Source organism: Ectothiorhodospira shaposhnikovii (assembly GCF_022227765.1).
Classification (GTDB): Bacteria; Pseudomonadota; Gammaproteobacteria; order Ectothiorhodospirales; family Ectothiorhodospiraceae; genus Ectothiorhodospira.
The window spans coordinates 19,810-32,987 of record NZ_JAJMLZ010000014.1 but is presented as its reverse complement, the minus strand read 5'-3'; the positions used below and the strand labels follow the sequence as shown (position 1 = coordinate 32,987).

Here is a 13,178-nt window from a genome sequence, read left to right as displayed (position 1 = left end):
GTACCGCACCACATTGAGCTTCGCCCGCCGTGGGAAATGCTCCTTCAACCCACGTTCCAGCCCGTCCAACACGAGGTTGGCAAGGGTGGGCGAGATAATCCCGCCTTGCGGAGTGCCGGCCTGGGTCGGAAACAGACGCCCTTGGGCCACATACCCTGCCTTGAGCCACTTCTTCAGGATCGACACATCCATGGGGACATGCTTCACCATCCAGTCATGGCTGATATTGTCAAAGCAACCCTTGATATCGGCATCCAGCACCCACTCCGGAGAGTGGGAGCGTCCGAGTGCGTTCCGACATTGGACAATAGCATCCGCCGTGGAACGCTCGGGTCTAAAGCCGTAGGAATTGGGATCAGCCGTGGTCTCCGCGACAGGTTCCAGGGCCAGCAGATACAGCGCCTGCATGGCTCGGTCGTGCATCGTGGGGATACCCAGCGGGCGTTTCCCTCCGTTGGCTTTGGGAATGTGAATACGCCGAAGAGGCTTTGGTCGATAGCCTTTGGGCTCAAGAGCCCGGACGGCCATCATTTTCGACTCCGGAGTGGACCAGGTAATGCCATCCACGCCGGGGGTTTTGCGACCCCGATTCTCGGTGACACGCCTTACCGCGATCGCCTTTGCGCTCGATGAGCGTATCAGCAGCCGCTGCAGACGTCTGGCTTTACGCCAGTCACCAAGCTGAGCGCCTTCGCTATGCGGGTCTGTAGTCGTCGCACCGCCTGGTAGCTACTGAACCAATGAATCTGGTGCCAGTGCGTCCAGTCGGAGGAGACGACATCGCATTTATGTGAAATAGCGTCCATATCAGTCTCCTAGGTGAACCCCATCCCGGAACGGGACAGGAGTGGAGCGGGTGATGGGAATCGAACCCACGTCGCCTGCTTGGGAAGCAGGAGCTCTACCATTGAGCTACACCCGCGGTACCTTTGAGGACTGATACACGCTTCTCCCCTGAGGGGACCGTGTACAGTCCCCTCAGGGCGATTTCTACAGGCCTATCTAGCGACAGGCCACCACGTGGAAGTCAGCATGCTTTCGCATCGGGGCGATCGTTTCATCCCCTATCCCCACCATTACAGCAGGGCATTCGCTTTCTCCACGATCCTTTACCCGCTACGCCTTCGGCACACCTTGCGGTGGGCCTAGTCCCCGAGGGGACAGCGTGTCGGGCTTACCGCGTTCCGCGTCAATGACACGGTCTACGAGGGTTTCGCCTTTCCGCCGGTGGTGCTGATGTCAGCGTGTCCCGACCAAGCAACAGGACAACCGACCACTTGCCATTTTGGCTCAGGCCTGTCAGACGCTTTGGCCTGTTCAACTTTACGGCGTTTAACAGCGATTAGCTTACGCTAACCCTTTAGACCAGCCTAGCGCCTCACCAGACGCGTCTTCTGGTTACACATGCCACCCCTCGCGGGACGGCATGTACCCGCATGGGTGGCTACATTGTCAGGGCGCTTAGCACCGCGTCGTTACCAACGCCGCACCGCCCCTAGGCTACGGATGGCTGAACATCCGGTCCACTGCAATCGCCCGAAGACGATGCTGGACAATCATTGAAGCGGCCTTCGCCGCTAGGGCACCATGACCCCCGACCACAAGGGTCGGACGCTGATACCCGATTGGGTGCTACTCTACCCCTCTTAAACGTGGGGGAAGGCTAGCTACCTTTGCGACTCGCGTCGCACGCTTGGGAAGCTGAGGTTCTACCATTGAACTACACCCGCGCAGTGACCATAGTGTATGCGCTCGGGGTTCGCTTCTCAACGGTCACGACGCACGCGGGACCATGCGTCCCGAACGCGACGGCTTTACGTTAAGATGCCTCCCCTGCCATCCGTCTACTTAAGAAGATTCCACGATGGACATCATTGTCAATGGCGAAACCCGCCAACTGCCGGAGCCGCCCACCGCAACCGCACTGGTGGAAGCACTGGGCCTGACCGGTCGCCGCCTGGCCATGGAAGTGAACGGCGAACTGCTGCCCCGCAGCCGGTTCGACGCCCACCGCCTTGCTCCCGGCGATCGCATCGAGATCGTGCAGGCCATCGGCGGCGGTTAATCCTCAACACATACACGGTATCCCCATGTCGACCACAAGCCACTCCCCGGATACGACCACCGATTCCCCCCTGGTGATCGGCGGCACCGCCTATCGCTCCCGCCTGCTGGTGGGAACCGGCAAATACAAGGACCTGGAAGAGACCCGCCAGGCCACCGAGGCCAGCGGCGCCGAGATCGTCACGGTCGCCATCCGACGCACCAACATCGGCCAGAATCCGGATGAACCCAACCTGCTGGACGTACTCCCCCCGGATCGCTACACCATCTTGCCCAACACCGCCGGCTGCTATACCGCCGAAGATGCCGTGCGCACCTGTCGTCTGGCGCGGGAACTGCTGGATGGCCACGACCTGGTGAAACTGGAAGTCCTCGGTGACGAGAAAACCCTCTACCCCGACGTGGTACAGACCCTGAAGGCCGCGGAAACCCTGGTCGCCGAAGGCTTCAAGGTCATGGTCTATACCAGCGATGACCCGATCCTGGCCAAGCGCCTGGAAGAGATCGGCTGCGTGGCCGTCATGCCCTTGGCCGCCCCCATCGGCTCGGGCCTGGGCATCCAGAATCGCTATAACGTGCTGGAGATCGTGGAAAACGCCAATGTGCCCATCCTGGTCGACGCCGGCGTGGGCACGGCCTCCGATGCGGCCATCGCCATGGAACTGGGCTGCGACGGCGTACTTATGAATACCGCCATCGCCGCCGCCCGCAACCCGGTCCTCATGGCCTCGGCCATGAAACACGCCATCCTGGCCGGTCGCGAGGCCTACCTGGCGGGCCGGATGCCGCGCCGACGCTATGCCTCTGCCTCGTCCCCCATCGACGGCACCTTCTTCTAATCCATCGTTACTATCGGCGGACCCAACCGGGTCCGCCATGGCCTGATCCCGCCTCATGAATAACTCACTGCCTTTCACGCCCTCCGCCGACGGTCACCGCCGGGTCCGCAGCTTCGTCCGCCGTGAAGGACGACTGACCATCGGCCAGCAGCGCGCCCTGGATGACCTCTGGCCGCGCTGGGGGCTGGCATTCACGCCACAGCCGCTGGATCTGCCCGCCCTGTTTGGCCGACAGGCGCCGGTCACGCTGGAAATCGGGTTTGGCAACGGGGAGTCGTTGGCACGGATGGCCGCCGAAGACCCGGACCGGGACTTCATCGGGGTGGAAGTCCATCGCCCCGGCGTGGGACACCTGCTGCAACAGATCGAGGCCCTGCAACTCTCCAACCTGAGAGTGGCCTGCCATGACGCGGTGGAAGTCCTGACACTGCAGATTCCGGAAGGATCCCTGGACCGGATACAGATCTATTTCCCCGATCCCTGGCCGAAGAAGCGGCATCACAAGCGGCGCCTGGTACAGCCGGCGTTCGTGGCACTACTGGGATCGCGCTTGCGGGCGGGCGGCGTACTGCACCTGGCCACCGACTGGGAACCCTACGCCGAACACATGCTGACGGTGATGAATCAGGCCGCCGGATTCCGCAACCTGGCCGGCGAGGGTTTCAGCCCCCGCCCCGAATACCGTCCCCTGACCAAATTCGAACAACGGGGACAACGACTGGGGCACGGCGTGTGGGACGTCCTGTTTGCCAGGGAACCGGCGGTTACTTGATGACCAGCACCGGACAGGGGGCATGACCAATGACCCGTTCGGAGACACTGCCCATGAACAGGCGCTTGAGACCGGTGCGGCCGTGACTGCCGACCACGATCAGGTCCGCCCCACGGCCGCGGGCCACATCCACAATCACCGCGTCCGGCCGCCCCTGCTCCACCATGCCCTCCAGCCCCGCACCCCGCCCCCGACGCTCACGCATCAGACTGTCCAGCACCCGCTGCACCGTCTGACTGGCCTCTACCCGCCGCTCTTCGCTCTGATCCGGTGATGTGACCGTCAGCACCGTCAGGGGCAATTCGCAGACCTCGGCCAGGTGCGCCGCCGCCACACAGGCGGCATCCCCCAGCCGGGACCCATCCGTTGCCACCAGAATCCGGCGTCGGGGGCGATCCGCGCCCTGGGCGGCCACCAGCACGCTGCAGGGGGCATGACCGATGATCCTGGCGGTGGAATCCCCCACCATCAGACGGGCCAGGTCACTGCGCTGCCGACGCCCCGCCACAATGCAGTCCACGCGCTTTTCTTCCGCCGCTTGCACCACGGGCAGATAGGCATCCACGCCATGACGAATCACCGTCTCGCAGGCGATGCCCATGTCCACGGCCCGCTTGCGCAGGCGCTCCAGGTCGTCCCGAGCCGCCGCCGTCTCGTCCGCCACCCGGTCGGGCGCCATGGACTCATATTCCGGATTGGTCAGCACCACCCGCATGAGGATGAGCCGGGACTCGCAGCGGGATGCCGCGCCCAGCGCCACGGCTTCCGCGCCGGCACTGCATTCGGTGCCGTCGGTGGCCAGCAGGAGGGTCTGGAACCGCCCCACGGGGGAGAGCTGTGAGTCCATGGCAGGGGTCTCCTGGCGATAAGGTCGTTCAGGGAGCATAGCGAACTTGCTGTCCCACGGACCAGAGGCGCGGCCCTGTCCCGGGGCGCCATGACGCCCCGGATGGGGAGTTGCATTTCAAGAATATGATGAAATAATGGAAAGGTTTGAAATATATATAGCATAAGCTCATACACATATAATCCAAATGGAATCACTCGTTCTCACACCGCAGATGATGGTGGTCCTGGGGCTGCTGGGACTCACCATCGTCCTGTTCGTCACCGAAGTGGTTCGAGTGGATGTGGCCGCCATCTGCATCATGGTGCTGCTGGGACTGATGAGCCTGGTGCCGGGCCTGCACGACATCACCGATGTCCAGAACCTGTTCAACGGCTTTGCCAGTAACGCCGTCATGTCCATCATCGCGGTCATGATCATCGGCGCCGGACTGGACAAGACCGGTGTCATGAGCCAGGTGGCCAGCTTCATCATGAAGGTCGGCGGCCACACGGAACGGCGCATCCTGCCCATGGTGTCCGGCACCGTGGGCGTGATCTCCAGCTTCATGCAGAACGTGGGCGCCGCCGCCCTGTTCATTCCCGTGGTCTCCCGCATCAGCGCCCGCACCGGCCTGAGCATGTCGCGGCTGCTCATGCCCATGGGCTTTTGCGCCATCCTCGGCGGCACCATCACCATGGTGGGTTCCAGCCCCCTGATCCTGCTCAACGATCTCCTGCCGGAGGGCATGGAGCCCTTCCATCTCTTTGATGTCACCCCCATCGGCCTGGCCCTGGTGACCACCGGGATTCTCTATTTCGTCCTGCTGGGCCGTTATGTGTTGCCCGCCACCAAGGGGGAAAGTACCAATGCCGAAAGCACCGAAGCCTATTTTCAGCGGGTCTACGGACTGGACTTCGTGATCCGGGAAATGCGCCTGAGCGAGGAGAGCACGCTGGCGGGAAAGACCGTCGGCGACCTGGAACGGGAATTCCCCGTCATCGTCGTGGCCACCTTCATGAACGGAGAGCGTCGGGTCGGCCCCTGGAGCGGCCTGACCATCGCGCCCAATGCCCACCTGGCCCTGCTGGGGCGCCATGAAGCCCTGGAGGCCTTTGCCGCCAGAAGCGGCAACCGGCTCAACGACCGGCTGGACATCTTCGCCGACGCCCTGGCACCCAACCGGTCGGGCATCGGCGAGGTGGTGATCCCGCCCAGTTCCCATCTGGTGGGGCGCTCGGTTACCGACATTGCCATGCGCAAGACCTACGGGCTGTCGGTCCTGGGCATTCATCGGGGCGAGGAAACCATTCGCCAGGGTCTGCGGGAAGTCCCGCTGCAGGCGGGAGATGCCCTGGTCTGCCATTGCCGCTGGGACTCGCTGGCCCGGATCGAGAAGGACCGTGACTTCGTCGTCATCACCAGCGACTACCCCCACGAGGAGTTGCGCCCCCAGAAGGTGCATTTCGCCCTGACCTTTTTTCTCATCACCCTGGCCCTGATCCTGTTCACCGACCTGCGGCTGTCGGTGGCCCTGCTCACGGGGGCCGTCGGCATGATCCTGACCGGCGTGCTGAGCATCGACGAGGCCTACCGGGCCGTGAGCTGGAAGACGGTCTTCCTGCTGGCCAGTCTCATCCCCCTGGGGGCCGCCGTGGATCAGACCGGCACCGCCGCCTGGATCGCCCAGCAGACCCTCTCCCTGCTCGGCCAGGTGTCTCCCTGGATTTTGCAGGCCACCATGGCGATACTGGCGACGTTCTTCACCCTGGTGATGTCCAACGTGGGGGCTACAGTGCTACTGGTGCCGCTGGCGGTGAGCTTTGCCGTGGCGGCGCAAGGCATGGGCATGGACGCGGATCCAAGGGTATTTGCCCTCACCGTGGCCATCGCCACCTCCAACTCATTTCTGATTCCCACCCACCAGGTCAACGCCCTGATCATGGGACCTGGCGGTTACCGGGTCATGGACTTCGTGAGGGCGGGGGGCATCATGACGATTCTGTTCCTGATCGTGTCGTTGGTGATGCTGAACCTGGTGTTCTAGGCCCAGCACGACACGAACGGGACTCACGACTTTGCAGCGATGACAAGGCATACGGCCCGGGTCACGGCGACCGTGCCGATAGATACAAATAAATCAAATAAATAATGAGTCGCAGGCTTTTACCATCAAGCAACGAGGAGTCAGAACATGTCGAAGAAACATCCCATCGTGGCCGTCACCGGCTCATCCGGCGCCGGCACTTCCACCGTCAAGAATGCCTTCGAACACATCTTCCGTCGTGAGCATATCAACCCGGTGGTCATCGAGGGCGACAGCTTCCACCGCTACAACCGGGTGGAAATGAAGCAGGCGATGAAAGAGGCCGGCACCCGGGGCAACAACCATTTCAGCCATTTCGGCCCCGACGCCAACCTGTTCGACAAGCTGGAGGAACTGTTCAATACCTACGGCGAAACAGGCACCGGCAAGAAGCGCTACTACATCCACAATGATGACGAGGCCGCCCATCACAATGGCCGTCTCAACGGCAACCTCAAGCCCGGTGAGTTCACTCCCTGGGAAGACATCGCGCCAGGCACGGATCTGATGTTCTATGAGGGCCTCCACGGCCTGGTCAAGCACGGTGACACGGACGTGGCCCGACATGTGGATCTGGGCATCGGCGTGGTCCCCATCGTCAACCTGGAGTGGATTCAGAAAATCTTTCGCGACAACGCGGAACGAGGCTACACCGCCGAGGCCATTGTCGACACCATCCTGCGGCGCATGCCCGACTACGTGAACTTCATCACCCCGCAATTCTCCCGCACCGACATCAACTTCCAGCGGGTACCCACGGTGGATACCTCCAACCCGTTCATCGCCCGCGACATTCCCACCCCGGACGAAAGCCTGGTGGTGATCCGCTTCCGTGATCCCAAACGCTTCGGAGTGGATTTCGTCTACCTGCTGAACATGATCCATGACTCCTTCATGTCACGGCGCAACACCATCGTGGTGCCCGGCGGCAAGATGGGGCTGGCCATGGAGATCATCCTGGCGCCCATCATCCGCGACCTGCTGGAAAAACGCGGCTAAGCCCGACGTGCTCTGTACCCGCCGGGGATTGCCACCCCAAGCCCCGGCGGGACATCCCTCTCGGCCCCATTGCCGTGTCATTGCGGACATCCTGGATTACCATGCCCCTGAACGCTTGAAACGGACGGGAGAACATCATGCAATACAGGACTCTGGGCACTTCGGACATCCAGGTGAGCCTGCTCTGCCTGGGCACCATGACCTGGGGCGAACAGAACACCGAAGCCGAGGCCTACAGCCAGCTGGACATGGCCGTGGATCACGGCATCAACTTCATCGACACCGCCGAGCTCTACCCGGTACCCCCCAGGGCCGAGACCCAGGGGCGCACCGAAACCTATCTGGGCAACTGGCTGGCCCGGCGGGGACGCCGGGACGACCTGGTGATCGCCACCAAGGCCGCCGGCCCCGGCAGCGAGCTGGGCCATATCCGCGGCGGCCCCAGACACGACCGCGCTCACCTGGAGCAGGCCCTGCACGACAGCCTCCAGCGCCTGCAAACCGACTACGTGGACCTGTACCAGATCCACTGGCCCATGCGCAGCACCAACTACTTCGGCAAGCTGGGCTACGAGCACCAGCCGGAAGCCGATGACACCCCCATCGCCGAAACACTGGCGGTGCTGGGGGACATGGTCAAGGCCGGCAAGGTACGCACCATCGGCATCTCCAACGAGACCCCCTGGGGCCTGATGGAATATCTGCGCGTGGCCGAGCGCCAAGGCCTGCCTCGCGTCGTGTCCATCCAGAATCCCTACAACCTGCTCAACCGCGGCTTCGAGGTGGGGCTGGCGGAAATGGCGCACCGGGAACAGGTGGGTCTGCTGGCCTATTCCCCCATGGCCTTCGGCGCCCTGAGCGGCAAATACCTGGAATCACCCCCCGCCGATAGCCGCCTGACCCTGTTCTCCCGCTTCTCCCGCTACTCCGGGGAAACCGGCGTGGCCGCCACCCGCGCCTATGTGGAAATCGCCCGACGCCACGGACTGTCACCGGCCCAAATGGCCCTGGCCTTCGTCAACAGTCGCAGCTTTTTGACCAGCAACATCATCGGCGCCACCCGGCTGGAACAACTGGAAGAGAACATCGCCAGCCTGGAGATCACATTGAGCCAAGCCGTCCTGGAGGAGATCGAATCGGTGCATCAGCGCCACACCATCCCCTGCCCATGACGCCATCACGAGGAGGAAAGCCACCATGGCAAGAACAGAATCAAACATGCTGGAACTGGGCACCCAAGCCCCGGCATTCAGCCTGCCCGACCCGAGTACCGGCAAGCGGGTATCCCTGGATGACTTTCCCGATGCGAAGGGCTATGTCATCGCCTTCATCTGCAATCACTGCCCCTTCGTGCAGCTGATCCGGCACGAGTTCGCCCGTTTCGGCCGCGCCTATACCGAGAAGGGGCTGGCCGTCATCGCCATCAATGCCAATGATGTGGAAAACTACCCGGAAGACAGCCCGGAAAAGATGAAGGACGAGGCCCGTCGTTTCGGCTACACCTTCCCCTACCTGTTCGACGAGACCCAGGAAGTGGCCAGGGCCTATGACGCCGCCTGCACGCCGGACTTCTATCTGTTCGACGCGGACCGGCGGCTGTTCTACCGGGGGCAGTTCGATGCCTCCCGACCCGGCAGCGACATCCCGGTCACCGGCGCTGACCTGCGGGCCGCCGCCGACGCCCTGCTGGCGGGGCGGCCGGCACCCCAGGACCAGACACCCAGCCTGGGCTGCAACATCAAGTGGAAGGCATAGCCTGACACGCCTCCCTTCTCCCCCGGCAGGGGGGAGAAGGATCGGGGACGGGGCGCCGTCACGGCCCGATCAGGGCATCCACGTGCACGCAGGCCGACCGCCCCAGGGACGACAGGGCATAGCCCCCCTCCAGGCAGGACACCACCCGCCCTTCCCCATGGCGCAGGGCAATGTCCCTCAGCTTGCGTGTCACCCAGGCGTAGTCGTCCTCGATCAGCATGAAATCCGCCATGTCCTCCTCCCGGTGGGCATCAAAACCGGCCGAGATCATCATCAGCTGAGGCCGGAAGGCCTCCAGGGCCGGCAGCCAGTGCTCCGCCACCGCTTCCCGGAATTCCGTCCCGGTCGTCCCTCTGGCCAAGGGCACACCGACGATATGGTCGGTATCCACCTCCGTTCCGGTAAAGGGATAGAAGGGATGCTGGAACGTGGAACAGAACAATACCCGCGGCTCATTGCGGAAGATCTCCTCGGTGCCGTTGCCGTGATGCACATCGAAATCCACCACGGCCACCCGCTCCAGACCATGACGCGCCAAGGCGTGGGCGGCTCCCACCGCAATGTTGTTGAAGATGCAGAAACCCATGGCCCGGGCGCGCTCCGCGTGGTGGCCCGGAGGACGCACACTGCAGAAGGCCGATTTAGCCTCGCCGCCCATGACCAGATCCACCGCCAGGATGACCGCCCCCGCCGCCCGTCGGGCCGCCTGCAGGGTGTGCTCGGTCATCACCGTATCACCGTCATCCAGGCAGACCATCCCGCCGGAACCCGGTGCGGAGGCCTCCACCCAGTCGATATAATCCTCGGCATGGACACGCAACAGCTGCTCGCGGGTGACCAGAGGGGCATCATAATGACGCAGCAGCATGCTCAACCCCGAGGCCAGCATGCGATCATCGATGGCCGCCAGACGTTCCGGCACTTCCGGATGATGTGTGGCAACCCGATGCAGGGTACAGTCATGGTGGGTAATGAATGCGATGGTCATGGTCATGGGCTCCTTCGTGGTCATGACCATATTACCCCGAAGCAGTGCAGCAAAAAGAGGCGTGCAAACTGATGAAAGCCCTGCTCAAGAAGCGGTTTCGCCGCACCGCAGCATCTCCCATACTATACTCGGATGAACACTCACTCAGGGGCGTCGACCGTCGAATCATGGGACCACACTTTCTCAGCCGCATCTTCAATCCCCGCAGCGTGGCCGTGATCGGTGCCAGCGAACGGACCAACGCCCTTGGTACCCTGGTTTTCGCCAACCTCATCGACGCCGGTTTCAAGGGCGAGCTCTACCCGGTCAATCCCAAGCATGACACTGTCCAGGGTCGCAAGGCCTATCCGGATGTGGAAGCCATCGGTCGCCCGGTGGACATGGTGGTCGTGGCCACACCCGCGCGCACGGTGCCCGGCATCCTGCGTCACTGCGGCGAACACGGGGTAAAGGGCGCCGTGGTCCTGTCCGCCGGCTTTGCCGAGAGCGGCCGGGTGGGCAAGCGTCTGGAACAGGAAGTGATGGAGATCGCCAAGGAGTACGACCTGCGCCTCATCGGCCCCAACTGCCTGGGCATCATTCGACCCAACCGGGGCATGAACGCCACCTTCAGCAAGAACCGGGCCCTGCCCGGCAACCTGGCCCTGGTGTCCCAGTCCGGCGCCATCTGCACCGGCATCCTGGACTGGGCGGAAAGCCAGGAAATCGGCTTTTCCGCCGTGGTCTCCATGGGGGATGCCTCGGACGTGGATTTCGGCGACGTGCTGGACTATCTGGCCCTGGACCGAGAGACCCGCAGCATCCTGGTCTACGTGGAAGGGGTCCGCAACGCCCGACGCTTCATGAGCGGCCTGCGGGCAGCGGCCCGCATGAAGCCGGTCATCGTCATCAAGTCCGGTCGTCATGCGGAAGGCTCCCGGGCCGCCATGTCCCATACCGGCGCCCTGGTCGGTGCCGACGACGTCTTCGACGCCGCCCTGGAACGGGCCGGCGCCGTGCGCGCCATGACCATCCAGCAACTCTTCTCCGCGGCCCGCATCCTCTCCAGCGGCTACCGGATCGAAGGCAACCGGCTGGCCATCGTCACCAACGCGGGCGGCCCGGGGGTCATGGCCACGGACCGGGCGGTGGAACTGGACATCGCCATGGCCCAGCTCAGCGCCGCCACCATGGAAAGCCTGAACAAGGCCCTGCCGGAACAGTGGTCCCACGGCAACCCGGTGGATCTACTGGGAGACGCCGATGCCAAACGTTTCGAATCGGCCCTCAAGGCCTGCCTGGATGACAACGGCGTGGACGGTACCATCGTCATGCTCACCCCCCAGGCCATGACCGATCCCCTGGGCGTGGCGCAGGCCATCACCCCGGTGGCCCGCAAGACCCAAAAACCGGTGCTGGCCTGCTGGATGGGAGACAATCAGGTACGCACCGCCCGGGAGCACTTCACCAAGGAACGCCTGCCCCACTTCACCACCCCGGAAGCCTCGGTGGAGGCCTTTGCCTATCTGGCCGCCCACAAGCGCAACCAGCGCTTGCTGCTGCAGGTTCCCGGCCCCCTTTCCGACCGCACCCGCACCGACGTGCAAGGTGCCCGGCTCATCATTGAAAGCGCCCTGTCGGAAGGCCGCAAGGTCCTGAGCACCATGGAATCCAAGGCGGTCCTGTCTGCCTTCCGTATCCCGGTCACCCAGACCATGCGTGCCAACACCGCCAGCGAGGCCCTGGTGGCGGCCGGCACCGTGGGGTATCCGGTGGCCATGAAGATCGACTCCCCCGACATTACCCACAAATCCGACGTACAGGGGGTGCGGCTGAACATCGCCAGCGCCGAGTCCGTGCGCAGCGCCTTCCAGACCATGATCGAGGACACCCGGCGCCTGCGACCCGATGCCCGCATCAACGGCGTCACCGTCGAGCGCATGCACAAGAGCACCTACGGCCGCGAACTGATGGTGGGCGTGCTGCGGGACCCGGTCTTCGGTCCGGTGATCAGCTTCGGCTCCGGCGGGACTTCCGTGGAAGTCATCAAGGACCGGGCCGTGGCCCTGCCGCCCCTGAACGAGGTCATCATCGAGGGCATGATCGCCCGCACCAAGGTGGCCAAGCTGCTCAAGGAATTCCGCAACATGCCGGCGGTGGACGACGAGGCCCTGGAGCAGGTACTGCTGCGGGTGTCGGAGATGGTCTGTGAACTACCGGAGATCCAGGACATGGACATCAATCCCCTGATCGCCGACGAACGGGGACTGGCGGCGGTGGACGCCCGCATCTCCGTGGACTATCCGCCGTCGATGCCGGACCGCTATGCCCACATGGCCATCCATCCCTACCCCGCCCACCTGGTGAGCAACTGGCAACTGCCGGACGGCATCAATCTGACCATCCGTCCCATCCGACCGGAAGACGCCAGGATCGAGCAGGAGTTCGTGCGCAATCTCTCGCCGGAGGCACGCTACTTCCGCTTCATGCAGGCAGTGCACGAACTCACCCCCCACATGCTGGTGCGCTTCACCCAGATCGACTACGACCGGGAGATGGCCCTGATCGCGGTGCGTGAACAGCCGGACGGCTCGGAATTGCAGATCGCCGTGGCCCGCTACACCGCCAACCCGGATCAGCAGAGCTGTGAGTTCGGCCTGGTGGTCGCGGACGAATGGCAGGGCCGCGGCATCGGTTCCCACCTGATGAACGAACTCATGGACGTGGCCCGCTCCCGGGGCCTGCGCACCATGGAAGGCGAGGTGCTGACCCAGAACACCAACATGATCGCCCTCATGCACCGACTGGGCTTCACCTCCCGCAACAGCCCCGAGGATGACGGCATCAAGGTGGTGAGCAAGCGGCTCTGA

Annotated in this window: 11 protein-coding genes, 1 tRNA gene and 1 pseudogene; 8 read left to right on the top strand and 5 right to left on the bottom strand. The window is 63.5% G+C overall.

The window, feature by feature from the left end:
- The 3 genes and pseudogenes from LQD11_RS15240 to LQD11_RS15230 all read right to left on the bottom strand — a co-directional run.
- Positions 1-531, bottom strand: a 531-nt coding sequence (locus LQD11_RS15240) for a reverse transcriptase domain-containing protein (RefSeq protein WP_240545059.1), incomplete at its 3' end; no start/stop codon positions are given.
- A gap of 39 nt (positions 532-570) precedes the next feature.
- Positions 571-639 (bottom strand): annotated as a pseudogene (locus tag LQD11_RS15235) (reverse transcriptase N-terminal domain-containing protein); the annotation flags it as partial.
- A gap of 209 nt (positions 640-848) precedes the next feature.
- Positions 849-922: transfer RNA gene (locus LQD11_RS15230), tRNA-Gly, on the bottom strand.
- 942 nt (positions 923-1,864) lie between these two features.
- On the opposite strand from LQD11_RS15230, the gene thiS reads away from it, so the two are divergent.
- The 3 genes from thiS to trmB are packed head-to-tail and all read left to right on the top strand — an operon-like array spanning position 1,865 to position 3,675.
- Positions 1,865-2,065, top strand: coding sequence for a sulfur carrier protein ThiS (thiS, locus tag LQD11_RS15225; protein WP_090209555.1), 201 nt, complete (start codon positions 1,865-1,867; stop codon positions 2,063-2,065).
- A gap of 25 nt (positions 2,066-2,090) precedes the next feature.
- On the top strand, positions 2,091-2,903 hold the full coding sequence (locus LQD11_RS15220; protein WP_238618316.1) for a thiazole synthase: 813 nt from the start codon (positions 2,091-2,093) through the stop codon (positions 2,901-2,903).
- Between the two features lie 55 nt (positions 2,904-2,958).
- Positions 2,959-3,675, top strand: coding sequence for a tRNA (guanosine(46)-N7)-methyltransferase TrmB (gene trmB, locus LQD11_RS15215; RefSeq protein ID WP_238618315.1), 717 nt, complete (start codon positions 2,959-2,961; stop codon positions 3,673-3,675).
- Here trmB and LQD11_RS15210 read toward each other — a convergent pair.
- Entirely contained in the window at positions 3,668-4,522 is an 855-nt protein-coding gene (locus LQD11_RS15210; RefSeq protein WP_238618314.1) for a universal stress protein, read from the bottom strand. The genes trmB and LQD11_RS15210 overlap by 8 nt on opposite strands.
- A gap of 187 nt (positions 4,523-4,709) precedes the next feature.
- Here LQD11_RS15210 and LQD11_RS15205 point away from each other — a divergent pair, with 187 nt between their 5' ends.
- From LQD11_RS15205 to LQD11_RS15190, 4 genes are all read left to right on the top strand, one after another.
- Positions 4,710-6,548, top strand: a complete 1,839-nt coding sequence (locus LQD11_RS15205; protein WP_238618313.1) for an SLC13 family permease — start codon at positions 4,710-4,712, stop codon at positions 6,546-6,548.
- A gap of 147 nt (positions 6,549-6,695) precedes the next feature.
- Positions 6,696-7,586, top strand: a complete 891-nt coding sequence (locus LQD11_RS15200; protein WP_008933068.1) for a phosphoribulokinase — start codon at positions 6,696-6,698, stop codon at positions 7,584-7,586.
- Between the two features lie 137 nt (positions 7,587-7,723).
- On the top strand, positions 7,724-8,758 hold the full coding sequence (locus tag LQD11_RS15195) for an NADP(H)-dependent aldo-keto reductase (protein WP_238618312.1): 1,035 nt from the start codon (positions 7,724-7,726) through the stop codon (positions 8,756-8,758).
- Between the two features lie 25 nt (positions 8,759-8,783).
- Entirely contained in the window at positions 8,784-9,341 is a 558-nt protein-coding gene (locus LQD11_RS15190; RefSeq protein WP_238618311.1) for a thioredoxin family protein, read from the top strand.
- A gap of 58 nt (positions 9,342-9,399) precedes the next feature.
- Here the strand turns inward: LQD11_RS15190 and LQD11_RS15185 are convergent, their stop codons facing one another.
- The gene (locus LQD11_RS15185; RefSeq protein ID WP_238618310.1) at positions 9,400-10,329 is read right to left on the bottom strand and encodes a histone deacetylase family protein; all 930 of its coding nucleotides are present in this window, start codon (positions 10,327-10,329) and stop codon (positions 9,400-9,402) included.
- Between the two features lie 167 nt (positions 10,330-10,496).
- On the opposite strand from LQD11_RS15185, the gene LQD11_RS15180 reads away from it, so the two are divergent.
- Positions 10,497-13,178, top strand: a complete 2,682-nt coding sequence (locus tag LQD11_RS15180; protein WP_238618309.1) for a bifunctional acetate--CoA ligase family protein/GNAT family N-acetyltransferase — start codon at positions 10,497-10,499, stop codon at positions 13,176-13,178.